22 protein-coding genes and 1 tRNA gene are annotated in these 22879 nt (G+C 63.8%); 13 read left to right on the top strand and 10 right to left on the bottom strand.

All coding sequences use genetic code 11. The features are described 5' to 3' along the window. Positions 1–249: 249 nt before the first annotated feature. The 3 genes from Q0L25_RS07205 to Q0L25_RS07195 all read left to right on the top strand — a co-directional run bounded on the left by Q0L25_RS07205 (position 250) and on the right by Q0L25_RS07195 (position 2963). On the top strand, positions 250–1356 hold the full coding sequence (locus Q0L25_RS07205) for an MBL fold metallo-hydrolase (protein ID WP_296612866.1): 1107 nt from the start codon (positions 250–252) through the stop codon (positions 1354–1356). Positions 1357–1431: 75 nt separating this feature from the next. Beyond that, complete coding sequence (locus Q0L25_RS07200) at positions 1432–2304, top strand: dienelactone hydrolase family protein (RefSeq protein ID WP_296612864.1); 873 nt, start codon at positions 1432–1434, stop codon at positions 2302–2304. 35 nt (positions 2305–2339) lie between these two features. Continuing rightward, positions 2340–2963 carry a glutathione S-transferase family protein gene (locus Q0L25_RS07195; RefSeq protein WP_296612863.1) on the top strand — a complete coding sequence of 208 codons (624 nt, stop codon included), beginning with the start codon at positions 2340–2342 and terminating at the stop codon, positions 2961–2963. A 55-nt stretch (positions 2964–3018) separates the two neighbouring features. Here Q0L25_RS07195 and Q0L25_RS07190 read toward each other — a convergent pair whose 3' ends face one another. The 3 genes from Q0L25_RS07190 to Q0L25_RS07180 form a co-directional block, all read right to left on the bottom strand. Beyond that, entirely contained in the window at positions 3019–3207 is a 189-nt protein-coding gene (locus Q0L25_RS07190) for a DUF1289 domain-containing protein (protein WP_296612860.1), read from the bottom strand. A gap of 7 nt (positions 3208–3214) precedes the next feature. Next, the gene (locus Q0L25_RS07185; protein ID WP_296612859.1) at positions 3215–4627 is read right to left on the bottom strand and encodes a DEAD/DEAH box helicase; all 1413 of its coding nucleotides are present in this window, start codon (positions 4625–4627) and stop codon (positions 3215–3217) included. Positions 4628–4792: 165 nt separating this feature from the next. After that, positions 4793–5254 (bottom strand): hypothetical protein, encoded by a 462-nt coding sequence (locus tag Q0L25_RS07180; protein WP_296612857.1) that lies wholly within the window; start codon positions 5252–5254, stop codon positions 4793–4795. An 80-nt stretch (positions 5255–5334) separates the two neighbouring features. Here Q0L25_RS07180 and Q0L25_RS07175 point away from each other — a divergent pair, with 80 nt between their 5' ends. The 3 genes from Q0L25_RS07175 (at position 5335) to Q0L25_RS07165 (ending at position 8200) form a co-directional block, all read left to right on the top strand. After that, entirely contained in the window at positions 5335–6783 is a 1449-nt protein-coding gene (locus Q0L25_RS07175; RefSeq protein WP_296612855.1) for an FAD-binding oxidoreductase, read from the top strand. Between the two features lie 64 nt (positions 6784–6847). After that, the gene (locus tag Q0L25_RS07170; protein WP_296612853.1) at positions 6848–7618 is read left to right on the top strand and encodes a SapC family protein; all 771 of its coding nucleotides are present in this window, start codon (positions 6848–6850) and stop codon (positions 7616–7618) included. 30 nt (positions 7619–7648) lie between these two features. Then, on the top strand, positions 7649–8200 hold the full coding sequence (locus tag Q0L25_RS07165) for a cytochrome b (RefSeq protein ID WP_296612851.1): 552 nt from the start codon (positions 7649–7651) through the stop codon (positions 8198–8200). A gap of 573 nt (positions 8201–8773) precedes the next feature. On the opposite strand, the gene Q0L25_RS07160 is transcribed toward Q0L25_RS07165, so the two are convergent. After that, positions 8774–9640, bottom strand: coding sequence for an N-formylglutamate amidohydrolase (locus tag Q0L25_RS07160; protein ID WP_296612850.1), 867 nt, complete (start codon positions 9638–9640; stop codon positions 8774–8776). A 91-nt stretch (positions 9641–9731) separates the two neighbouring features. Here Q0L25_RS07160 and cpdR point away from each other — a divergent pair, with 91 nt between their 5' ends. From cpdR to Q0L25_RS07130, 6 genes are all read left to right on the top strand, one after another. Continuing rightward, complete coding sequence (cpdR, locus tag Q0L25_RS07155; RefSeq protein ID WP_296612848.1) at positions 9732–10109, top strand: cell cycle two-component system response regulator CpdR; 378 nt, start codon at positions 9732–9734, stop codon at positions 10107–10109. Between the two features lie 53 nt (positions 10110–10162). Next, positions 10163–10237 (top strand) — tRNA-Val (locus Q0L25_RS07150). Between the two features lie 85 nt (positions 10238–10322). Beyond that, positions 10323–10613 carry a helix-turn-helix domain-containing protein gene (locus tag Q0L25_RS07145; protein WP_296612847.1) on the top strand — a complete coding sequence of 97 codons (291 nt, stop codon included), beginning with the start codon at positions 10323–10325 and terminating at the stop codon, positions 10611–10613. Positions 10614–10946: 333 nt separating this feature from the next. Next, positions 10947–11912 carry a polysaccharide deacetylase family protein gene (locus Q0L25_RS07140; RefSeq protein ID WP_296612845.1) on the top strand — a complete coding sequence of 322 codons (966 nt, stop codon included), beginning with the start codon at positions 10947–10949 and terminating at the stop codon, positions 11910–11912. A gap of 199 nt (positions 11913–12111) precedes the next feature. Further along, positions 12112–14385 (top strand): TonB-dependent receptor, encoded by a 2274-nt coding sequence (locus tag Q0L25_RS07135; RefSeq protein WP_296612843.1) that lies wholly within the window; start codon positions 12112–12114, stop codon positions 14383–14385. 74 nt (positions 14386–14459) lie between these two features. Further along, positions 14460–16058 carry an AMP-binding protein gene (locus Q0L25_RS07130; protein WP_296612841.1) on the top strand — a complete coding sequence of 533 codons (1599 nt, stop codon included), beginning with the start codon at positions 14460–14462 and terminating at the stop codon, positions 16056–16058. 83 nt (positions 16059–16141) lie between these two features. Here Q0L25_RS07130 and Q0L25_RS07125 read toward each other — a convergent pair whose 3' ends face one another. Together Q0L25_RS07125 and Q0L25_RS07120 are read right to left on the bottom strand one after the other, a co-directional pair. Then, a complete protein-coding gene (locus tag Q0L25_RS07125; RefSeq protein ID WP_296612840.1) occupies positions 16142–17782 on the bottom strand; it encodes a carboxylesterase family protein in 1641 nt (546 codons plus the stop codon). After that, entirely contained in the window at positions 17779–19074 is a 1296-nt protein-coding gene (locus Q0L25_RS07120; RefSeq protein ID WP_296612838.1) for an MFS transporter, read from the bottom strand. Before Q0L25_RS07120 ends, Q0L25_RS07125 begins: the two co-directional genes overlap by 4 nt. A gap of 222 nt (positions 19075–19296) precedes the next feature. Here Q0L25_RS07120 and Q0L25_RS07115 point away from each other — a divergent pair, with 222 nt between their 5' ends. Further along, positions 19297–19968, top strand: coding sequence for a TetR/AcrR family transcriptional regulator (locus Q0L25_RS07115; protein ID WP_296612837.1), 672 nt, complete (start codon positions 19297–19299; stop codon positions 19966–19968). Between the two features lie 33 nt (positions 19969–20001). Here Q0L25_RS07115 and Q0L25_RS07110 read toward each other — a convergent pair whose 3' ends face one another. From Q0L25_RS07110 to Q0L25_RS07095, 4 genes are all read right to left on the bottom strand, one after another. Further along, positions 20002–20901 (bottom strand): alpha/beta hydrolase, encoded by a 900-nt coding sequence (locus tag Q0L25_RS07110; RefSeq protein ID WP_296612835.1) that lies wholly within the window; start codon positions 20899–20901, stop codon positions 20002–20004. A 74-nt stretch (positions 20902–20975) separates the two neighbouring features. Further along, positions 20976–21470, bottom strand: a complete 495-nt coding sequence (locus Q0L25_RS07105) for a DUF2199 domain-containing protein (RefSeq protein ID WP_296612834.1) — start codon at positions 21468–21470, stop codon at positions 20976–20978. A 60-nt stretch (positions 21471–21530) separates the two neighbouring features. Beyond that, positions 21531–22433, bottom strand: a complete 903-nt coding sequence (locus Q0L25_RS07100; protein ID WP_296612832.1) for a pirin family protein — start codon at positions 22431–22433, stop codon at positions 21531–21533. Then, positions 22430–22873, bottom strand: coding sequence for an NUDIX domain-containing protein (locus tag Q0L25_RS07095; protein WP_296612830.1), 444 nt, complete (start codon positions 22871–22873; stop codon positions 22430–22432). The genes Q0L25_RS07100 and Q0L25_RS07095 overlap by 4 nt, the downstream gene beginning before the upstream one ends. Positions 22874–22879 lie beyond the last annotated feature (6 nt).

The raw sequence follows: 22879 nt of genomic DNA, 5'->3' as shown, positions 1-22879 counted from the left end.
AGCGCTGCCGCCGCCACCCAGATGCAGCCGTTCGTCGCCGACCTCGGCACCGATGGCACATGGCATGGCGGCGGCGCCGCGGTCTCGATGCTCCACGGGTGAGCGATCGACCCGCGGCGCTCGTCGGTTAGCCCAGAGCGCCGCGGGGCGGCGGCCGTCTTCGATTTCCGGGTATTGGGATGCTTGTAGACAGAGATGCGGCGATTCCTTTCGCTGGTATCTGATCGCGGCGCTTGCTACCGGCGGTGCATGGCCACCGCCCGTACGCCCGATGCCGCGTTCGTCGCCGACGAGAGCTTCGTTCCCACCAGCCATAAAGGTCTGATCTATCCGTTCGGCGGGAAGGAGCCTGGCGAGGGTGAGGTGATGCAGGTCGCGCCCGGCGTCCGTTGGGTACGCCTCAACGTTCCCGGCCCGCTCAAGCACATCAATTGCTGGCTGATCGACGACAGTGACACCCGCGGCGACGGTGTAGCCTTGGTCGATGCCGGGATGAACCGGACCGAAACGCGCGAAGCGTGGAAGTCCGTGTTCAAGGGGCCGCTCGCCGACGTGCGCGTGACGCGAATGATCGGCACGCATTTCCACCCCGACCATATCGGGCTTGCCGGATGGATGTGCGATCATCACCGGGCACCGTTATGGATGACGCGCGGCGAATGGTTGACCGCGCAGATGCTGGTCGCCGATGCCCGGCCCGAGACGCCGCAGGAGGTCAACGATTTCCGCCGGGCCTGCGGCTGGAGCGACGAGCAGATCGATCTGGCGGCAGCGCGCGGCTGGTCCAATTTTGGGCGCATCGTGCGGCCGATGCCTTTGTCATATCGCCGGATGGTCGATGGCGAGACGATCGTGATCGGTGGGCGCGCCTGGAGGGTGATCACCGGGTCGGGCCACAGTCCCGAGCATGCCTGTCTGCTCGACGAGGCCGGTAAGCTATTCGTCGCCGGTGACCAGGTCCTGCCGCGGATCAGTCCCAACGTCTCGCTCGGCATCACCGAACCCGACGCCGATCCGTTGGGCGAATGGTTCGACTCGATCGCCAAGTTGAAGCGCGAGGTTCCGGCCGATGTGCTTACCCTGCCGGGACATGGTGACCCGTTCCTTCATCTCCACACGCGGCTCGACGCGATGGACCGCGAGCATCGCTCGCGCCTCGACGAACTCGAAGTGTTCCTGGAGGAGTCGCGCCGGGTGGTCGACTGTTTCGGGCGCCTGTTTCGGCGAGCGATCGGCCAGGAAGTGCTCGGCATGGCGACGGGCGAGGCGATGGCGCATTTGAAACGCCTCGAGGTCGAGGGTCGGGCGACGCGCGAAACCGGCAGCGACGGCGTGTGGCGCTGGCGCGTGACTTGAGCCGCGGCACGGCTCGCACCGATCGACGCACTGCCCTAGGATAAGGCCGAGTCGAGCCACTCAGGGAGAGATCGCATGTGCGACGAACATACGGCAGAGGATAACGCTCGTTTTCTAGGCATCGCGCATCCGTCGCGCCGCCAGTTCGGTATGATGACCGGCGTCGCGGGACTGATGGCGGTGCTGCCGGTTCCCGCCAATGCCGCGGCGATCAAGGGACGCGATGTCGTGATCGACACGCCTGAGGGGAAGGCCGACGCCTATTTCGTCGCGCCGGCGACGGGCAAGCATCCCGGCGTGCTGATCTGGCCCGACATCATGGGCCTGCGTCCGGCTTTTCGGCAGATGGCCGAGCGGCTGGCGCAATCGGGCTATGCCGTTTTGGTGGTCAACCAATTCTATCGCTCGACCAAGGCGCCGTTCCTCAAGCCCGGCGAGTCGTTCGACCAACCTGAGGTGCGGGCGAAGATCATGCCGTTCGTCGAGAAACTGACGCCGGCTGGGACGGTCAGCGACGCCAAGGCGTTCACCGCCTTCCTAGACGCGCAGCCGGAAGTCGACAGGAAACGCGGCCTGGCGAGCACCGGCTATTGCATGGGCGGGCCGATGGTGTTCCGCACCGTTGCCGCGCGCGCCGACCGCTATCGCGCGGGCGGCACGTTCCATGGTGGGGGGCTGGTCGGCGACAAGCCGGACAGCCCCAACATGCTGATCCCGCGGATGAAGGCGAGCTTCCTGATTGCCATAGCCGAGAATGACGACCAGCGCGCGCCGACGGACAAGGACGTGCTGCGCAAGGCGTTCGACGAGGCCAAGCTGCCGGCCGAGATCGAAGTTTATAAGGGTACGATGCATGGCTGGTGCCCGCCCGACAGCAAGGTGTACAACGCGGCGCAGGCGGACCGTGCCTGGGAGCGTATGCTGGCGCTGTTCCAGAAAGCGCTCTGATCCGGCGTAACCACTGATCCCCCGAGGAGAAGACGATGAGCGACCTGATCTTGTACACCAACCCGATGTCGCGCGGCCGCATCGCGCGCTGGGCGCTCGAGGAAGTCGGCGCGCATTACGAAGTCCGGGTGATGAACTACGCCGATACGATGAAGAGCGATGATTACATGTCGATCAACCCGATGGGAAAGGTGCCGGCGATCGAGCACAAGGGCAAGATCGTCACCGAATGCGCGGCGATCTGTGCCTATCTCGGCGATGCTTTTCCCGATGCGGGCCTGGCGCCGGCGCTCGCCGATCGCGCCGACTATTACCGTTGGCTGTTCTTCGCCGCCGGCCCGGTCGAGCATGCCGTGACCAACAATAGCGCCGGCTTCGTCCCTCAGGCCGAACAAGGCAGGATGTTCGGTTACGGCAATTACGACCAGACGATCGACGTGCTCGAAAGCGCGGTGTCGCGCTACGACTATATCGCCGGAGACGCGTTCACGATGGCCGACGTCTATGTCGGCGCCCAGGTGATCTGGGGCAACCAGTTCGGCTCGATTCCCAAGCGTGACGCCTTCACCGCTTATGCGGGGCGGCTAACCTCGCGCGACGCGTACAGGCGTGCGAACGAACTCGACGATGCGCTGATGGAGACCAATCAGCTGGCATGATCGATTCGGCGCGCTCGAACTGACCGGGGATGCGTATACTTGGATAGCCAGTCGCCTATCGCGACGGCAATTCCGCCATGATGCGGTCACGCTCCGCGGGCGTCATGCTGGTCCAGCGGGCGACTTCGTCGATCGTCCGCCGGCAGCCCTCGCACAGCCGGTTCCTGTCGATCCGGCAGACGTTGACGCAAGGGCTGACGATCGGTTTGACCGGCACCACGCTGATAAAGTCAGGCAGGCTCACGCGTGCCTCAATTACCAGTCAGCACCACGCTGAGGAAGTCGGGCACCGGTCCGTTCCAGCCTTCGTCCGGCCCATCGTCTTGCTCGCGACCGCGGCGGGGGCGGGGCTCGTCATGGCGCGGGCGGGTTTCTTCACGACGCGACCGCGGTTCCTCGCGGCGCGCGGGCTTCTCCGCGCGCGGTGCGGGCGCCTCGGGCGTTTCCTCCGCGGCGGCCTTCCGGCCCGATGCGGCGCGCGCGCGTTTCGGCTTTTCATCGCGACCGGCGCGGGCGCGGGGCTTTTCCTCGGCTTCGGGCGGCGGGCCACCTTCCAGCCGGGGGATCTTCATGCCGGTCAGCTTTTCGATATTCTCGATATTCTCGGCATCCGCACTTGACGAGAAGGTGTAAGCGACACCGGTGGCGCCGGCGCGGCCGGTGCGGCCGATGCGGTGGATGTAATCGTCGGGGTGCCAGGGCGCGTCGAAATTGAAGACATGGCTGACACCCTTGATGTCGAGTCCGCGGGCGGCGACATCGGAGGCGACCAGAATGTTGATCTCGCCCTTCTTGAACCGTTCGAGCTCCGCGATCCGTTGCGGCTGCTCCATGTCGCCATGGATCTCCCCGCTCGAAAAGCCATGGCTCCGCAGGCTCTTGTTGAGTTCGCGCACCGTGGTCTTGCGATTGCAGAAGATGATCGCGGTCTTGACCTCTTCCTGACCGAGCAACTGGCGCAGCGCCGCGCGCTTGGCGTGGCTCGCGCTGCCGACCGGCACCACCCATTGGGTGATGTTGGTATTGGCGGTGGCGGGGCGCGCGACCTCGATCGTCTTGGGGTTCGACAGGAACTTGTCGGCCAGCTTCTTGATCGGCGGCGGCATGGTTGCCGAGAACAGGAGCGTCTGGCGATTGGCCGGCAACTTGGTGCAGATATTTTCGATATCGGGGATGAAGCCCATGTCGAGCATGCGGTCGGCTTCGTCGATCACCAGCAGGTTGCACTGGGTCAGCAGAATCTTGCCGCGCTCGAACAGGTCCATCAGCCGGCCCGGTGTCGCGATCAGCACGTCGACGCCCTTTTCCAGCGCCTTGATCTGATCGCCCATCTGTACGCCGCCGATGAGCAGCGCCATCGAGAGCTTGTGATACTTGCCGTATTTCTCGAAATTCTCGGCGACCTGCGCGGCCAATTCGCGCGTCGGCTCAAGGATCAGGCTGCGCGGCATCAGCGCGCGGCTGCGGCCATGGCCGAGAATATCGATCATCGGCAGCACGAACGCGGCCGTCTTGCCGGTGCCGGTCTGCGCGATGCCGATGATGTCGCGCATCATCAGCACGCTGGGAATGGTCGCAGCCTGGATCGGAGTCGGTTCGGTATAGCCCGATTCGCCTACGGCGCGGAGCAACTCATCTGAAAGGCCGAGGTCGGCAAAAGGCATCCATAAATCCGGAAAAATGGGCGGCGCGCAGGTGCGCCATCCAACAACGTGCGCGCTTGCCGATCAGTTGCCGAAAGTCAAGCTTGAGCGTTTATTTGTGAACCTCGCGGAAGAGCGAGTTTCGGTCGCGGCGGTGCCGCTATGCGCCGTGAGACGCGCTAAGACTCACTTCTTGGCGACCAGCTTCTTGAACTTCCTGATCGTGCATTGATCGCCCGAGCGCGTACGGATCGAATCGCGTCCGGCGCAGACCTGGCCGTCGGCCGAGGGTTTGACGTAGAAACCGCCATAATAGCCGAGGCCCGAACAATCGCCGTCGAGCTCGGCGCGGACGCGGTCGCCTCCGCGCAGCACCAGGTCGACATAATCGGTCGCTACGATCGCGCCGCCCAACTGGTCGGCGGCAATGCATTTGGGACCCTTTTTCTCGGCCCATTTGATCGGTTGCGCCGGTGTGGGTTGTTGTGCGGGCGCGCCACGCAATCTGCTGGGGACGCGGATGATGATCCGCCCGCGAATCGTCACTTGCGCCAGTTCGGTGCCGATCACCTGGCCGGCGGGCGCGGGAGTAGCGGCCGCGGCGATGGAGGCAATCAAGGCAAAGGCGGCAAGGGACGGATTCGGCATGAAGCGCGCCTTGGTAAGGCCATAATTTGAACACGCAATGAATTGGATACGTATCCCATGCCGTGCTAGCGCCATTGGCCATGACGCCCGCACAGACCGAGTTGACCGCCGCTGTCCGCGCCGCGCTGGGCGACAAGGCGGTCGTCACCGATCCCGCGGACATCGCGCCGTGGCTGACCGACTGGCGCGGACGTTTTCATGGCAGCAGTCCCGCGATCCTTGCACCCGATACGGTCGCCGGCGTGCAATTGGTGGTTGCGAAGGCGCGTGACCTTGGCGTCGCGCTGGTACCGCAAGGGGGTAACACCTCGATGGTCGCCGGCGCTACGCCGCCGCACGATGGCTCGGCGCTGATCCTGTCGACACGACGATTGAATCGCATTCGTTCGCTCCGGCCGGCCGACGCTTTGGCGGTGGCCGAGGCGGGCGTGATCCTGTCCAACCTCCACGACGCCGCGCTGGCCGAAGGGATGCGCTTCCCGCTCACCCTGGGCGCAAAGGGCAGCGCAACGATCGGCGGCCTAGCCTCGACCAATGCTGGCGGCACGCAGGTGCTGCGGTTCGGGACGATGCGCGGACTGGTCGCGGGGATCGAGGCGGTGTTCCCTGACGGCACGCTCCACGACGGGCTCGCCGCGCTCAAGAAGGACAATCGCGGCTACGATCTCAACCAGCTGCTGATCGGGGCGGAAGGCACGATCGGGGTGATCACCGCGGCGACATTGCGACTCGTCCCCGCGATCCTGGATCGCGCGGTGGCCTGGGTCGGCCTCGCCGATCCCGAACGCGCGCTGGCGCTGTTGCGACGACTGCAGGGGGCGACCCAGACTGTCGAAAGTTTCGAGATCATCCCGCAAAGCTTCCTCGATGCGGTGATCCGCCATGTCCCAGGAACGCGCGCGCCGTTGGGCGGCAATCATGGCTGGCACGTCCTGATCGAGGCGACGCGCGCGGCGTCCGCCGGCGAATCGCCGGCGGCTTTGCTCGAACGGTTGCTCGGTAATGCGCTCGCGGCAGGCGAGGTCGAGGATGCGGTCGTCGCGGCCAGCGAGGCGCAGGCCGACGCCTTGTGGAAAATCCGTGAGACCATTCCCGAAGCCTCGCGAGCCGAGGGGCCAGCACTGCAGCACGATATCTCGGTGCCGGTCGCCGGCATGCCGCGCTTCCTCACCGAAGGCGCGAAAACAGTGGAGGCGCGCTTCCCCGGGACGCGTGCGGCCGGGTTTGGCCATCTCGGTGACGGCAACGTTCATTTCCACGTGCGCGCTCCGGTCGGTACGGACGGGCCGAGTTGGTACGGGCAGGAAGGCCATGTCATCTCGGCATTCGTCCATGACCTCGTCGTCGCCGCGGGCGGGTCGATCTCGGCCGAGCACGGCATCGGCCAGCTGAAACGCGACGAGCTGGCGCGTCTGTCCTCGCCGGCGCGGATGATGGCGCTGCGTGCGATCAAAACCGCATTCGATCCGCGCGAATTGATGAATCCGGGCAAGCTCGTTATCCTTGCGCCCGACGGCGCCACCCCTTAGGGCGCACGGCCACGTGCGGCTTCTTGGGGGAGCCGCGTTCAAGAGATTCGATTGGAGTAGGGTAATGGCCAGCGCGCCGCAGTCGCTTCCGCTTTTCTATAATGCGCTCGAACCGCTTTCGAGCGAGCAGCATGGCAATTTTCGCATCCGGCCGTCCAACGGCGCGCCGTTCCTGGCGAACCAGCATGCGATCCCGCTGACGGTCGACGAATTCCCGATGGCGCAGCGCAACATGCCGATCGTCTTCTCGCAAGGTGACGATGGCGTGCCGCTGGCGCTGATGGGCCTGAACGAGGGCGTCAACGTCTTCATCGACGAAAAGGGCCAGCTGCGCGAGCCCTATACCTACGTTCCGGCCTATATCCGCCGCTATCCATATCTCCTCGCGCGCCTGCGCCCCGAGGCCGAAGAGCTGACCTTGTGTTTCGATCCGAGCTCGGAGACGATCGGTGCGTTCGACGACGGCGAGCCGCTGTTCGCGGATGGCGCGCCGACCGAGGTCACCAAGAACATCCTCGAGTTCAACCAGCAATTCGAGGAAGCCGGCGCCCGCACCGCGGCGTTCATGAACGAGCTGCGCGAACTCGACCTGTTGATGGACGGCGAAGTGACGATCCAGCCCGACGGCGCCGACAAGCCATTCGTCTATTCGGGCTTCCGCATGATCAATGAAGAGAAGCTCAAGGAATTGCGCGGCGACCAGCTGCGCAAGATGACCCAATCGGGCCTGCTGCCGCTGATCTATGCGCACCTGTTCTCGCTGTCGGTGATGCGCGAGATCTTCACGCGTCAGATGCAATTGGGACTGATGCCGGCGCCGCAGCTCGTCGCCTAAAGACGACTCGCGGCGCATCGAGTGACGAGGATGACGCTGATCCGAACCGACCGCTATTCGTGGGGCGCGATCTGGCTCCATTGGGCGATCGCGTTGCTGGTCCTCGTCAACCTCGCGCTCGGCCTGTTCCACGAATCTTTGCTCGACGGCATCAAATGGGTGATCCCGATCCACAAGTCGATCGGGCTCACCGTGTTGGCGCTGACGCTGCTGCGGCTGGGCTGGCGGCTGACGCATCGGCCGCCACCGCTGCCTGTCGACATGACGGGCTGGGAGCGCGCAGTGGCAAAGGCGGTGCATTGGGCCTTCTACGCGCTGCTGCTGCTATTACCGCTGACCGGCTGGATGCTGTCTTCCAATCCGGCGCGGCTACGGCCAATGGCATGGTTCTGGCTGTTTCCGGTCCCGCCGCTGCCGATATCGGGCGCGATGGCGAAGCTGGGTCATAATCTCCACGGCATAGTCGGTTATGCCATGCTCGGGCTGGTCGTGCTGCACGTCGCAGCGGCGCTGCGCCACCATCTGTTGCTGCGCGACGCCGTGCTCGGCCGGATGGCACCGGGATTGAACCGGAATGGATGAAATTCTCCATTGAGAACGTTCTAGTCCGAGTCTTGAAACGGTAATCTCATCGACCTATGTTGCTGAAGTACGGCTTCGTGTCCCCCCTTTCGCGAGGTCGTGCAGGCACGCTTTCGGGCGTGTCTCCTCCCTGAACCTTGGCCACCTCGGGCATTTGCCCGGGGTGGTTTTTTATGGGCTGGGCGAGATCGGTCAGGCCGCCGGCGTGAGGCCGCTATTGGGTGGATTGCCGACCGGCAGGTTTATCAAAGGTTGGCGAGCAACGGCACAGTGGTCTAAATTTACCGCATGCACCCTTCGAACTTCATTGATGCCGATCGGCCTTCGGCCATGGAAATTGAGGCGGCCGCCCGAGAGCTTGATAGCTGGGGTAAGTTACATGGATGGTGGCCAGAACCCGTGGCCACATACGATGCTCTCGATCCGATCGGACGAGAAGAGTTTGAAGCGATTGTCGAGCGTATCCTAATGTCCGCCGCTGCCGTTCGCCGAGGCGCCAAAGCAGACACGCCCTAAGCGTCCACCATCGGGTCGCGACCTGCCGATCCAGGACGGTCGACTTCTCAGCCCACCTCATTCCGCAGCGAGCGCCAGCCCGCCGGTCAGCAATTCGTCGGTTACGGCATCGATCATCCGGCGCAGTAATGCGGCGGTGCCGGCCAGACCCTTGCCGGGCAGGGTCAGGCCGGGGTCGAGATAAAGTCGCCGGTCGATCTCGATCTGGATTGCGTGGATATGCTCGTGGGGGCGGCCGTGGCGCGACAGGATATACCCACCCGGATAGGGCGTGTTGAGCGCCGCGCGATGGCCTGTGGCGACGACTTCCCCTTCCAGCCGATGGACCAGCCGCCCGCCCGCGCTGCGGCCGAAGCGGTCACCTATTACCACGCGCGCGGCGGCGCCTCCGGGCAATGGCGGCATCGAATGGACGTCGAGCAACAAAGCGGCCCCGAACCGCTCGCGCGCGACCGCCAACGCGTCGGCAAGCGCGGAATGATAGGGGCGGTGATCCTGGACAATGCGCTGCCGCACTTCGTCGTCGCCCAGTCGTCGGTTCCAGATCGCGACCCCGGGCGCCGATCGCCGCGGCACCAGGCCCAGCCCGCTGCGCAATTTGGTCGCGGCGGCGCCGGCCGGGATCGGCCGCGCGCCGTCGTCGATCATCGGGTCGCGCTCGTCCTCGCCGCGGTTGAGGTCGATCCAGGCGCGCGCGCGGCGTTGCACGAATACGGTCTCGTCGATCCGCGCTGCCAGCGCGACATCATCGGCATGGCGATCCTCCAGCGCCAGCATCGAGGCGACCGGCACGGCGGCGGCGGCGCGCAGCTGAAGCGGATACTCGCGCCCGGCATGCGGCACCGACAGGATCACCGGGCTGTCCGGCGGGATTGGTCCGACGCGATCGAACGAGGGAGCGGCCATGCGGACGAATCTACTCATCGTATCGCATTGGGGCAATCGTCGCGCGACGCTGGAAAATCTTAAGCCCTTGGGGCATAAAACGCCCGGGGACACAAGGCAGCGGACGGGCATGATCAGGATACTACTGGCCGAGGACGATTCGGTGATGCGCGAATATCTGACGCGCGCGCTGGAACGATCGGGCTATGCCGTCACCGCCGTCGATCGCGGTACCGCCGCGCTGCCGCTGATCGAAACCGAGCATTTCGATCTGCTGCTGACCGACATCGTCATGCCCGAGATGGACGGGATCGAACTGGCGCAAAAAGTGTCGGAGATCGCACCCGACATGCGCGTCATGTTCATCACTGGCTTCGCCGCAGTTACTCTTCGCGCCGGCAAGCAGATGCCCAATGCCCGCGTGCTGTCCAAACCGTTCCATCTCAGGGATCTCGTGATCGAGGTCGACCGCCTGTTCGAGGTCGAAAGCGCCAACGGCGGGTTATAGAGTTTACCCGCTTGCACAGCGGCGGAAGCGCCGCTACAGGGCGCCCTCCCCGTGGGCGTGTAGCTCAGTGGTAGAGCACTGTGTTGACATCGCAGGGGTCGCAAGTTCAATCCTTGCCACGCCCACCATCGAAAGGCTCGGAAGGCTAAAGTCTTCCGAGCCTTTTGTGCATCTGCCGAGCAGCATTTCCCGGCGCTCGTGCGATCCCGCCACTTGCACAGATCTTTGTATCGCCCGCCGACCGCCGGATGGGCCATTTCGATCCAGGTCGGCGAGGCATTATGGCGTGGGCGGCTGAGGGCGGGCTTGTCGTTGGAGGACATCGCCCGGCGAATCGGTGCCGATCCGGACGTGGTCGGAGCGCCTGAGAATTCGGACTTCGACAGGCTGCCATCGCGCGATCTGTCCTTCGCCATGGCGAGAGCCTATGCCCAGAGCGTGGGGCTATCAAAGAAATGGGTGGCGCTGGCGCTCGCTAAGGAATTGGTTCGACGGGATGAATGACGCGGGGTTCGACCGTCGTGCAGAGCATCCCCGATCTGAACGGTTTTGAGTGCTCATGAGCTTATATCTTGGGGTATAAGGATGGTCGGCACATCGGATTGGATATCCAATGGCAATCGACAAGCTTCTTTGTTCGTTCGGCCGACATCTACCGGATCGGGATCATATGAACTGGGGCAACTCGACGTCGGGGTCGGGCTTCGACGTGAGCCATTGCAGCCGTTGCGGGATCGAACTGACACGTCGGCGGGGGAGCCGATGGCGAGCGATCCCTCTTGTCGACCGTTGAATTGGGTAAGTGACAATCATGGGCGCCGCGGCGGCGGCTCGACAATGGCTACGACGGCGTCGCTATTGAGGGCGATGTTGGCGGTCGCCGTCCTGATCGTGAGCCAACCGGCCTCCGCGCGGGCACGGGAAGGCAGGATCGCGCTCACCTTCGACGACCTTCCGGCGCTGACCATTCTCAACGACCAACCCTATGTCGATTATCTCAACGCGATGATCCTACGAGGACTGAAGCGCCATCATTTCCCGGCGACCGGGTTCGTCAACGAGGGTAAGCTGGATGAACTGAACCGCGATCGGCAGATCGCCAATCTCAAGCGTTGGCTCGATGCCGGGATGGTCCTGGGAAACCACACATTTTCGCACGAATCCCCCAACACGCTTGGCGCGGAGGCCTATATTGCCGACGTGGCTCGCGGCGAGCCGGTTACCAATGCTCTTCTTCGACCATATCACCGGCGCCTGAGCTGGTTCCGGCATCCCTATCTCGAAACCGGCTTTCCGATGTCGGTCAAGCGAACGATCGACGGCTGGCTTGCCGGGCACGGCTACCGCATCGCACCGGTCACGATCGATGCGGATGACTGGGAGTTCGCCGAGCCTTATGACGATGCCATCGCGCGGAAGGATGTCGCGCGCCAACGACGGATCAAGGCCGAATATCTTGCTTACACTGCCCGCCGGATCGAATGGTCGATCCGGAGCGGACGCATCCTGTTCGGACGCGATATCGCGCAAGTCATGCTCTTGCATTGCACGCGGCTCAATGCGGATTCGGTCGACGATCTCGCGTCCTTGTTCCGGCGTTTTCGTTTGCGCCCGGTGAGCCTCGATCGCGCGATGCGCGACCCCGCTTATCGCACGCCCGACATCGTCGCAGAAAAAGAGGGAATGGACTGGCTCGAGCGCTGGGCGGCGGTCAAACACAAGGATCTGCCCGAAGAAGGCGACGACGACCCGCCCGCCGATATTCAGGCCGCTTACGATCGGGTCGACAACGATCGGCGCTGACCGACCGATACCCTGAACTCGACCCTATGGTGGCCTTGCCGCGTTGATCGAGGGGGCAACCGATCACGCTGTCGGCCGGACGCCTCCTCTGAATCTAAATTCACTATTGTGTGAATTAATATTGCAACGGGGCGCGCTTTGCGGCAGTTTCCTCGGCACCGGCGCCGGAGAGCGCGATGTGATCTGTGGGAGGGATGCAATGAAGGTTCGTGCGTTGTGGCTGGGCGCATCCGCGCTCGCTCTTACCTGGAGCGGCGGCGCTGCCGCTCAAACCGCTCCTCAATCCACGCCGGCAGCCGCGCCGCAGGACGAAAGCCAGGCAGCGACCGACAACAGCAATTTGCCCGGCGACATCGTCATCACCGCGCAGCGCCGCAGCGAAGACCTGATGACGACCGCGGTATCGGCCTCCGTGCTGAGTGGCACCGATCTGGGCAACAAGGGCGTCGCCAATGTCGATGCGCTGCAATTCGCGATGCCCAGCGTGGTGGTGAACAATTTCGGCCAAGGCAACGACTTCAATATCCGCGGCATCGGCAAGGCGGAACACAACACCCAGACCACGACCGGCGTGATCACCTATCGCGACGGCGTGCCGACCTTTCCAGGCTATTTCCAGATGGAGCCCTATTTCGACGTTGCCAACATCCAGGTGCTGCGCGGCCCGCAAGGCACGATTGTCGGCCAGAATTCGACCGGCGGCGCGGTGTTCGTCAATACCAACGACCCGATCGTCGGCGGCGAAATTCACGGCTATTTCAATGCCAATTACGGCAATTACAACGACGCCGGCATGCAAGGTGCTATCAACCTGCCGATCAGCGACACGTTTGCCGCGCGCGTCGCATTATTCGCCGAGCGCCGCGACAGCTTCTTTAACGTCCACGGCGCGGGCGGCACCGCCTACCCCTATGACAGCGGCAAGATGGGATATCTGGCTGGTCGCGTGAGCTTCCTGTGGAAGCCGAGCAGCCAATTCTCGGCATTGTGGAAGACTGATTTCGACGCGCTCGATTCCGGCGCCTATCCGGCCTCGCCGTTCTGGCAGCACAGCAATGCCTATCCGGCCTATAAGCGCGACCTCTACGACATTCAGCTCAATGCGCCTCAGGATGCTCGCGACACCTTCGTCCGCTCGGTGCTCAAGCTGGAGTATGACACGACCGGCGGCATCAAGTTCAGGTCGGTCACCGGGTTCCAGAACGGCACTACGCTATACCGCGCCGACCTGGACGGTACCGCATCGAACATCGTCGATCCGGTCACGAAGACGGTAAAGAACTGGAGCTTTTTCGACAAGGTCGTAGAGACCCAGTTCAGCCAGGAATTCAACATCATCTCGCCCGACAATCAGCGCTTCACCTGGTTGATCGGCGGGTTCGGAATGTGGAATGCCTATTTCTTCCCGAAGCCGTTCAGCAATTTCACGATCAATGTCTGCTATCCGGTCACGACGGTTCCCGCGTGCCTGTATCAGCTGGCGGGCCGCAATCCAGAGCGCAATCTTGCCGCGTTCGGCCAGGTCGGTTTCCAGATCACGCCGAGCCTGAAGCTGGAACTGGGTGGGCGCTATACCGCCAGCCGTTCGACCAACTATGTCAATGTGCTGCAATATGGGCTGCCGATCAGCCAGGTGCAGTCGGTGTCGTCGGACAATTTCTCGTACAAGGCATCGCTCGGCTGGAAGATCAATCGCGACCAGTATCTCTATGGCTTCGTCGCTTCCGGTTTCCGTCCGGGCGGGCTCAACGTCCCGGTCGGCCTGGGCCTACCGGCGCCGTTCAAGCCGGAGACGATCACCTCGTACGAAGCCGGTTGGAAAGCGAATTGGGCCGGCGGCCACGTCCGCACGACGGTCACCGGCTTCTACAACGACTATAAGAACTTCCAGGTCATCATCGGCTACCCGACTTTCCCGACCTTCGGGATCGAGCTGAACGTTCCCGACAGCACCAAGATCTACGGGTTCGAGGCCGAGGCGGAAGTCAATGTCGGCGGATTCAAGTTCGACGCCGGCGTCAACGTGCTGCACAGCGAACTCGGCTCGTTCTACGCCAGCGATCCGCGCATCGCCGCCACCGGGGCGTGCGACCCGATCAAGGGCGGCTCAGCCGCAGCCACCAACTGCATCAACCTGGCCGGCCGGCGCCAGACCTATGCGCCCAACGTCACCTTCAACGTCAGCGGCGAGTACACGTTCAAGCTGCCCGACGGCAGCTCGATCACGCCCCGTGCCAATTTCGGCTATGTCGGCAACCAATGGGCGACCCTGTTCCAGAATCCGAACCTCGGCGATCGGCTCGATGCGCGTAAGATTCTCAATGCGCAGCTTGCGTACGCCAAAGGTAGCTGGACCGTTACGGCCTACGGCACCAACCTGACCAACCAGCATTATGTCGCGGCGCTCAATAGCGGGCTCTATTTCGCAGGAGCCCCACGCCAATACGGCGTCAAAATACTCAAGACCTTTTGATTCCCAGCCTGGCCGGGCGTCCGCGCGCAACCGCGACGTCCGGCCTTTCTTCTCCCGCTTTCTCTCATGGTGTCATGCAACCTTACGACCTGACGGTAGACAAGTTTCTCGATCACGCCGCCAAGTGGTTCCATGATCGAGAGGTCGTCGGCGCCGAGGCGGGGCAGGTGATCGCGCGCGGTACCTATGCCGAACTCAGGGAGAGCAGCAGTCGGATGTCGGGCGCGCTCGCAGCGCTTGGCATGAACCAGGGCGATCGCGTCGCGACGCTCGCCTGGAACACGCCGCATCATCTCGAACTCTATTATGCCGCCATGGGCATCGGCCTGGTCTGCCACACGCTCAATCCTCGGCTGACCGCCGCGCACCTTGCCGCGATGATCGACGAAGCCGAGGATCGGGTACTGGCAGTAGCCGCCGACCTGATACCGCTCGCGCGTGAACTGGTCGCAATGTGCCGATCGATCGAGCATGTCGTCGTGCTCGACAATCCGGCGTTCGACAGCGCGGCGATCGACCGGATGGATGTAAGGATTTGGGGTCATGACGCGCTGCTCGATACGCACGGTGCCGCGGCGGTGTGGGGCGGGTTCGACGAGAATCTGCCGGCGGGTCTGTGTTACACGTCCGGCACCACCGGCAGCCCGAAGGGCGTCGTCTATACCCACCGCTCCAATTACCTCCACACGGTGCGCGCACTTCAGGCCGATGCGATCGCGCTGACGGCGCGCGACGTCCTGCTGCTTGCGGTGCCGATGTTCCACGCCAATGGCTGGGGGCTGCCGTTTGCTGCGCCGGCCGCAGGCACTAAGCTGGTGCTGCCGGGGCGCGTGATCGACGGCGCGAGCCTGGCGCGATTGATCCGCGGCGAGGACGTGACCGTGGCAGTGGGCGTGCAGACGGTATGGCTGGCGCTCGCCGACCATGTCGAGGCGACGGGAATCGACTTGCCCAGCCTGAAGCGCGTGGTGATCGGCGGATCGTCTTGCCCCGATGCGCTGATCCGGCGACTGGAGACCCTGCTTGGCGCTGAAGTGCAGACGAGCTGGGGAATGACCGAATTGTCGCCGGTTGGCACGATCGCCGCGCCCGGCACGACCGACCCCGCGCGCGGATCGGGGCGGCCGCCGATCGGTCTGGATCTCAAGCTGACCGACGCCGATGGGGCGACCTTGCCGGAGCAGCGCGGTGTCCAGGGACATTTGAAGGTCAAGGGCGCGAGCGTCATCGACCGCTATTTTCGGGCCGAGAGCGACGCGCTGGACGAGGAAGGCTATTTCGACACAGGCGACCTTGCGATGATCGACGCGGCGGGCAACCTGACGATCTGTGGCCGTGCCAAGGATTTGATCAAGTCGGGCGGCGAGTGGATCAATCCCAACGAGATCGAAACGATCGTCGGCACGCATCCGGCGGTGCGCCATGTCGCGGTGATCGGACGAGTCGATGCCAAATGGGGCGAACGGCCGGTGCTGATCGTCGAAAGCGACGGCAAGGCCGACGCGCGCGTGCTGCTAGACCTGCTGCGCGGCAAGGTCGCCGATTGGTGGATTCCCGATCGCGTGGCCGAAATCGCCACGATGCCGCTCGCGGCCTCCGGCAAGATCGACAAGAACCGGCTGCGCGCGGATTACGAGGCGGGGAAGATCGCTGCCGTGGCGATGGGGCGGTAAAAGTCACGTCGCGCCCGACCGATGCGCTTATCCGGCCTCTGCCGAGCGAGACCTTCAACACGAAATCGCCGGGCGCTAGTCGATCAATTGCACCCGTCCGTTCTCGGCGGAATCTTCGGCGCGGCCAGTCCGACGTTCCAGTTCCAGCCGATCTTGCCGTTCGCCTTCTTGCGGCACATCACCGTCTCGTTAAGCGCATACATGCCGGGCATCAGGTTCTTGCTCGGCTCGGGCGCCGCGGTGAAATGCATGTAGTTTGCGGTGGCGCCGTAGGCCGGCCAGGCGGGAGCCTTGGCAGCGACGGGATTCCCGTCGCGGGCGAAGCTGGTCCAGTAATCGAGCATCGCATCGGACAAAGCGTGCTCCTCGGGCGTGTCGGGGATTTTCGGCCAATTGGGACCGAGCGTGTCGATCGTGCCGAACACATAAGGCAATTCGCTGGCGTGAAACGCGTGGAGGCCGGCGCTGTCCATCGCCGGATAGCCGTGGTCGAACAGATAGAGATAGGCGCGCTGGCCGATCGCGGTCTGCTTGCGCGCCATCCGCTCGGCGGTCCAGCCATAGAGCCCGTCGCGGGTCGTGGCGATGATGCTCTCTTTGTAGTCGGCCGCAGGGTAGATTTTGAGGAAGGCATCGGCAAGGTCGCCATAACGGTCGCGGATCGTCGCCTCATATTCGGCGGCCGTGGCCGGCGGCTTGGGTGCGAGCATCATCAACGAACGGATCTCGCCCTGGTTGAATCCGGCGAGCAGCGGCACCGGCGCCTGTTTGCCCTGGTCGAACGCCTCGACCATCTGTTGCGGCAGGACGAGCCCGTCGACCGTGCCCCAAGGGCCGTAGCCGAGCTTGGCTGCGCTGTCGGTGATGGTCTGCGCGTCGATCCCGCGCAGTGCCGCGATATCCGGCGCCTGGAGTGCGCCGCCGAGCATCTGTCCGGCTGCTTCGCCCGACGGCGCGCCATAGACGGCCTTTTTCAGCTCGGGCATCGAGATCATGTAGCCGCTCTCGGCGATCGCCTTGCTGTAGAGCCCGCGCGCGAGCGGCGATTCGAGCAAGTACATCACGCTGAGCGCGCCGGCGGATTCGCCTGCGATCGTGACGTTCTTCGTATCGCCGCCAAACGCCGCGATATTGTGTCTGACCCAGCCCAGCGCCGCGATCTGGTCGAGAAGGCCGTAATTGCCGGACACATGCTGAGGGGATTCCGCCGTAAGCCCCGGATGAGCGAGCCAGCCAAGCACGCCGAGGCGGTAATTGATCGACACGACGACAACGCCGCGTTCGGCCATCCGGCGGCCGTCATAAGTCGCCTCGCGGCTCGATCCCGTGACCAGCGCGCCACCGTGAATCCAGAAGAAGACCGGGGCGTTCTTCGCGTTCTTCGGCGCCCAGATGTTGAGCGTCAGGCAGTCCTCGCTGACCGGTAAGGGCGCAGGGGGCGAGTAGACCGAGGCCGATTTTCCCTGGGGCTGCACGCAGGCAGGGCCGAACGCCGTCGCCTTGCGCACCGCCTTCCAGCGCTGCATCGGTGCGGGCGGGCGCCAGCGCATCGCACCGACCGGCGGTACCGCATAGGGAATGCCCCTGAACACGTTGAGATCGCCCTCCGTCGTGCCGCGCACCGCACCCGACGGGGCATCGACCACCGGCGCGGATTGCTGAGCCATGGCGGGCACCGCAAAAAGCAGCGCGCCGAGTGCGGTCAGCGAACGGAAGTGAGTCATGCCGGGGTCCTTTCCTGCGCCCGGATCACCCGGGCGAGCCAGAAGAAGAGCAGGATTGCGATCGGATAGGCCGGAAGCAGCGTGTAGAGCGCGGTACGCAGCGAATGTATGTCGCCCGCGGCCTTGAACCAGTCGCTCGCCGCGCCGACCCAGGTCGGTCCCAAGCCAAGGCCGATGAAGTTCATCACGAGCAGCAGCAGCGCGCCCGACAGCACGCGCTGGTCAGGCCGCACTTCCTCCTGCACCAGTGCCACCGAGCAGGAGAGGTACGTGTAGTTGAACGACATGGTGATGGTCAGCAGGACGAGCGCGAGCGGCCAACCCGGTGACCACACGAATGCCGCATAGAATGGCATCGCGATGGCCAACGACAGCGCCGGGGCGATGGCATAGACGCGCCGCGAATGGCGCGTGAAGCGGTCGATAACGCGACCGGACACAAGCATTCCCGTGCACATGCCGATGAGGACGACCAGCGCGTACCAGATCGCTATCTCCTGCAGGGTCATGCCTTTTTCGCGGATCAGGAACAGTACCGCGAAATTGCCCAGACCATAGGTCACGAACTGGGTCGCACCGCTCCCCAGCGCGGCGAGCATCAGCACCGGATGGGTGAAGAACATGCCGATGGTCGGCCAGAAACGCGCCTTGGTCGGGACGTCCTGCACGACGAGGTCGGTCGCCCCGCGCTCCGGCTCCCGCAGGAATATCCGGACGAGAACCGCGGTCACGACACCGACCGCGCCGATCGCGATGAACGCGTCGCGCCAATGGAAAAACGCGGCGATCGAGGCGCCGAACGCGATTCCCAAGGCGGCGCCGATCGGCGGGCCGAGATTGTAGATCCCGAAGGCGATGCCGCGGCGCCCTGGCGGAAACGTGTCGGTGATCAGCGCGTATGAGGGCGGCACGCCGCCCGCCTCGCCGAAGCCCACCGTCATTCGCGCGACGACGAGCTGCGGATAGGTCGCCGCGAGGCCGCAGGCGGTGGTCGCGCCGCTCCAGATCGCGCAGGCGAGCGCGACGATGGTGATCCGGTTGGAGCGATCGGCAAGCCAGCCGATCGGGATCGCGATGAAGCAATAGAAAAAGGCGAAATAGAGCCCGCCGATCAGCCCGAGCTGGCCATCGGTGATATGCAGATCGTCCTGGATCGGCTTGGCCAGAATGCCGAGCAACTGGCGGTCGAGGAAATTGAGCACATAGACGAACGTCAGCGTGCCGAGCATGAGCCATGCCCGTGCCGACGTGGCGGGGGCGGGGGACGGCGTCGTTGTCAGTGTCGTCGCCATTACCGGACCCGCCGGGGCGGTGTGCCAAGCCTAGCGTGGCCGCGCGGCGGACAGAGTGCCGTCAGAAAATCCAATGTCCTCTCCCCGGCTTTTTGCCCGCTTGTTCCGCATGATGACGGGAAGCCGGTGCAAGTGTCAACATATACATTATCACAAGAGTGAATATTGTAGACGTGACCCCAGCGCTTGACGCTGATGGACGAGGCTGGAAGGACCATGATCGTGACCAAGACCACCCCACCGCCACGCCGGTCGCGCAAGGCCGAACAGCGCGCGGAAACGATGGAGCAGATTCTCGACGCGGCCGAGGGGTTGTTCGCTCAGCACGGTCTCTACGGCACCACGCTGAAGGATGTCGCGAAGCAAGTCGGCGTCCATCACACCCTGCTCAATTACTATTTCGCGGACAAGAAGGCGCTGTTCGACGCGGTATTCGCGCGCCGCGCCGCCGTGACGCGCGAGCTCAGGATGAAGGTGCTCGACGATTACGAGGCGTCATGCGGCGGCAAGCCCACGGTGGAGGGCGCGCTGCACGCCTTTCTCGACACCGATCTCGATCTTTACGGCAATGGCGGGGAAGGGTGGCGGAACTACGCCAAGCTAGGTGCCCAGGTCGCCAACACGCCTGAATGGGGCGCCGAATTGATGGACATGCATTTCGATCCCGTCGTGCTGCGGCTGATCGATCTGCTCAAGAAGGCGCTCCCTGATTGTGGCGAGGCCGACATCTTCTGGGGATATCATTTCGTGACCGGCGCGCTGATGCTCACGCTCGCACGTACCGGCCGGATCGACAAATTGTCAGGCGGCGCGGCGCGGTCGGACGACTTCGCCGCGATCAAGGACCGCATGGCCAAGTTCATGGCTGCTGGGTTCCGCGCGATCTGCAACTGACTCCCCCGGGGGGCGCATTCGCCGCGCCTGATTTCAACCGCCGTGGTCGGCAAGCCATTCGCGCATTGCGCCGGTGACCTTCTCGGGGGCTTCCCAGGGCGCGAAATGTCCCACGCCCTCCAGCTTCTTGAGCGTCAGATCGGGCACCAGCGCTTCGAGACCCTCCAACTGCACCGGCAACAGTGCCTTGTCGCCCAAACCCCAGATCACCAGGGTCGGCATCTTGAGCGGCGGGAAGGGCCCATCCAGAAACGCCGGTCGCTCGGGCGTCTCGTCCATCGCCGGGACCTGCACTGCGCTGGCGCGATACCAGTTGAGCATCGCCGTCATCGCGCCTGGCTGGCCCCATTGCTCGAGATAGATCGGCTTTTCGTCCTTCACCTTCTCGAAGTCGGTGTGGCGCATGAAACTGCCGTCGAAGAAGGCGGACAGCCCGATCGACTCGATATGCTTTTCGAGATCGGTGTTGCGGAACGCGCGGATATATTGGCTCGCCTCGCGCTGCGCCATGTCGTCGAACAGCGACTTCTGGAAGACGAAGGGATGTGGCGCGTTGATGATGATGAGCCGTGCGACGCGGTCGGGATGGTTGAGCGCCGCCATCCACGCAATCGCGCCGCCCCAATCGTGCCCAACCAGAGTGAAACGCTCGATATCGAAATGGTCGGCCAGCGCGATCATGTCGGCGACCGGCTTGTCGGGCGTGTAATTTTCGACGCCTTCGGGCTTGGACGATTTCGCAAACCCGCGCTGGTCGGGAGCAAGGACGAAATGATCCTCGGCGAGGTCGGCGATCTGATGCCGCCAGGTGCGATGCGACTCGGGAAAGCCGTGGAGGAGAATGATTGGCGGATTGGTGGGCAGGCCCGCTACCGCTACGTCAAGCCCGACTCCGGTGGGCAACGCCACCCGCCGCATCTCGAAATCCGCCATCGCTCTCTCCTGTCGTTGCGGCGACCCTGCCGCCATACCGTTCATTCGACAAGGGAAAGGAAAGGCAACACAGCTCAGTGCATATAAGCTGCATAGATTTCGGCGACCCGCTCCACCGAAATGCCCTCGTGTTGCTCGATGGCCAAGGGATGGTCGGTGGGCTCCAGCTCGATAAATGGCCGTACACCGTCGTTGCGCATATGGACCTGCGTTTTAAGGTTCTCGATGTCCGGATAGACCGCGAGATAGGCTGATAGCCAACCGAAATAAGGCCCATAGTCGTCGCGGGCAGGCACGCCGAACAAACTGGTGAATTCTTCGAAGCTCTTTCGGCTCAGCGATACCCACAAGCCCCAACTGAACGGTTCGCTTTCGCCGTGCACTGGTATGTCCACGCAACCGCGCACGAAGAAAAATTCGTCGTCCACGATGCAGGTGTCGGATGTGAGTTCGCACCGTTCGGCGCGTTCGGTTTCGGGCACATCGTAATAATAGGGCGGCGCATCAGTCGCGAAACTGGGCATGCCTTCGTGCCATTCGTCACATTGTGAACATTTGAATCGAAACATTTGAACCGGTCTTTGCAGCGATCTGCCCGCCCCAGCTATCGGCCGACCGTTACTCGAGATTCAAGGATATGTCGCCGTTTTGGGGATTTCCGGAATTGGGATGAATTCTTTGTCGTCACCCGGAACCTTGGCGAAACGGCCGGCCTTCCAGTCTTCCTTGGCCTGCTGGATACGGTCCTTGCGGGAGCTGACGAAGTTCCACCAGACGTGGCGTTCGGTGGTGAAGGCCTCGCCGCCACACAGCATCACCCGGCCGCCGCCGGCCGAGCGCAGGGTCATCGCCACGTCGGGCTTGAGCACGTAGAGCGTGTTGATTGCCATCGGCATGCCGTCGATCTCGGCTTCGCCGATCGCCAGATAGACTGCGCGCTCGTCGGCGCCGGGATCGATCGGCATGCTCGCGCCCGGGGCAAGCAGGATGTCGGCATAGATCGTATCGGCATAGACGGTGGTCGGCGCGCGCTGGCCCCATAATTCGCCCATGATGATCCTTGCGGTGGCGCCGTGCGCCTCGACCAGCGGCAGCTCGGTCTTGGCGACATGTTCGAACGCCGGGTCGATCTCTTCCTTGTCCTCGGGCATCGCGATCCAGGTCTGGATGCCCGACAATTCGGGTCCATGCGCGCGTTCGTCGCCGGGCGAGCGTTCCGAATGGGCGATGCCGTGGCCCGCGGTCATCAGGTTGACCGCGCCGGGCTCGATGCGCGCGAAGGTCCCGATTGAATCGCGATGGTCGATCGCGCCGGCGAATAGATAGGTGACCGTCGCCAGATTGATGTGCGGGTGCGGGCGCACGTCGATACCGGTGCCGATATCGAGATGCGCCGGACCCATCTGGTCGAAGAAGATGAACGGGCCGACCATCTGATGCGGCTTGGACGGGAGCGTGCGATGCACCTTGAAACCACCCAGATCGTGCGTGGTGGGGGTGATGATGCGGTCGATCAGGTCGTCGTTGGTCATGCCGTCACCTCTGCCAGGATATCGATCAGGTCTTCGGGGAAATATTGCTCACCCAGCGCGGGAAGCTCGTGTGGCGCGACCCAGCGCCAATGCTGCATCACGCGTTGCTCGAGCTCGGTATGGCCGGCGGCGTCGATCTCGCGCGCCTCGGTCCGGACCAGGAAATAGCGTTCGTCGGCGGTCACCTCGACTCCCTCGATCGTCAGGAAATCGGCCGTCCGCTGCAGGATTTCGGAGCCCGGATCGGCGACGATGCCGGTCTCCTCATACAATTCGCGCCGTGCCGCCTCCTCATAGCTCTCGCCCGGATCGACCGCGCCGCCCGGGGTGCACCAGAATGGTGGGCGCCCGTCCTCGGGCGTGAAGCGGAACATCAGCAACCGATCGTCCTGGTCGATCAGCAGGATGCGCGCGGCGGGGCGGGGAATGCGTTGGACCATCGCGGC

Source organism: Sphingomonas sp., from assembly GCF_024508665.1.
Taxonomy (GTDB): Bacteria; Pseudomonadota; Alphaproteobacteria; order Sphingomonadales; family Sphingomonadaceae; genus Sphingomonas.
The sequence above is the reverse complement of the archived record's forward strand: the minus strand, read 5'-3'. Positions and strand labels throughout refer to the sequence as shown.

Coding starts and splice junctions, on each gene's coding strand:
- Q0L25_RS07095 (WP_296612830.1), bottom strand. CDS start 22,873: ATGGTCCAACGCATTCCCCGCCCCGCCGCGCGCATCCTGCTGATCGAC.
- Q0L25_RS07125 (WP_296612840.1), bottom strand. CDS start 17,782: ATGACTCACTTCCGTTCGCTGACCGCACTCGGCGCGCTGCTTTTTGCG.
- Q0L25_RS07185 (WP_296612859.1), bottom strand. CDS start 4,627: ATGCCTTTTGCCGACCTCGGCCTTTCAGATGAGTTGCTCCGCGCCGTA.
- Q0L25_RS07165 (WP_296612851.1), top strand. CDS start 7,649: ATGACGCTGATCCGAACCGACCGCTATTCGTGGGGCGCGATCTGGCTC.
- Q0L25_RS07180 (WP_296612857.1), bottom strand. CDS start 5,254: ATGCCGAATCCGTCCCTTGCCGCCTTTGCCTTGATTGCCTCCATCGCC.
- cpdR (WP_296612848.1), top strand. CDS start 9,732: ATGATCAGGATACTACTGGCCGAGGACGATTCGGTGATGCGCGAATAT.
- Q0L25_RS07105 (WP_296612834.1), bottom strand. CDS start 21,470: ATGTTTCGATTCAAATGTTCACAATGTGACGAATGGCACGAAGGCATG.
- Q0L25_RS07130 (WP_296612841.1), top strand. CDS start 14,460: ATGCAACCTTACGACCTGACGGTAGACAAGTTTCTCGATCACGCCGCC.
- Q0L25_RS07200 (WP_296612864.1), top strand. CDS start 1,432: ATGTGCGACGAACATACGGCAGAGGATAACGCTCGTTTTCTAGGCATC.
- Q0L25_RS07120 (WP_296612838.1), bottom strand. CDS start 19,074: ATGGCGACGACACTGACAACGACGCCGTCCCCCGCCCCCGCCACGTCG.
- Q0L25_RS07205 (WP_296612866.1), top strand. CDS start 250: ATGGCCACCGCCCGTACGCCCGATGCCGCGTTCGTCGCCGACGAGAGC.
- Q0L25_RS07100 (WP_296612832.1), bottom strand. CDS start 22,433: ATGACCAACGACGACCTGATCGACCGCATCATCACCCCCACCACGCAC.
- Q0L25_RS07170 (WP_296612853.1), top strand. CDS start 6,848: ATGGCCAGCGCGCCGCAGTCGCTTCCGCTTTTCTATAATGCGCTCGAA.
- Q0L25_RS07160 (WP_296612850.1), bottom strand. CDS start 9,640: ATGAGTAGATTCGTCCGCATGGCCGCTCCCTCGTTCGATCGCGTCGGA.
- Q0L25_RS07140 (WP_296612845.1), top strand. CDS start 10,947: ATGGCTACGACGGCGTCGCTATTGAGGGCGATGTTGGCGGTCGCCGTC.
- Q0L25_RS07110 (WP_296612835.1), bottom strand. CDS start 20,901: ATGGCGGATTTCGAGATGCGGCGGGTGGCGTTGCCCACCGGAGTCGGG.
- Q0L25_RS07135 (WP_296612843.1), top strand. CDS start 12,112: ATGAAGGTTCGTGCGTTGTGGCTGGGCGCATCCGCGCTCGCTCTTACC.
- Q0L25_RS07175 (WP_296612855.1), top strand. CDS start 5,335: ATGACGCCCGCACAGACCGAGTTGACCGCCGCTGTCCGCGCCGCGCTG.
- Q0L25_RS07195 (WP_296612863.1), top strand. CDS start 2,340: ATGAGCGACCTGATCTTGTACACCAACCCGATGTCGCGCGGCCGCATC.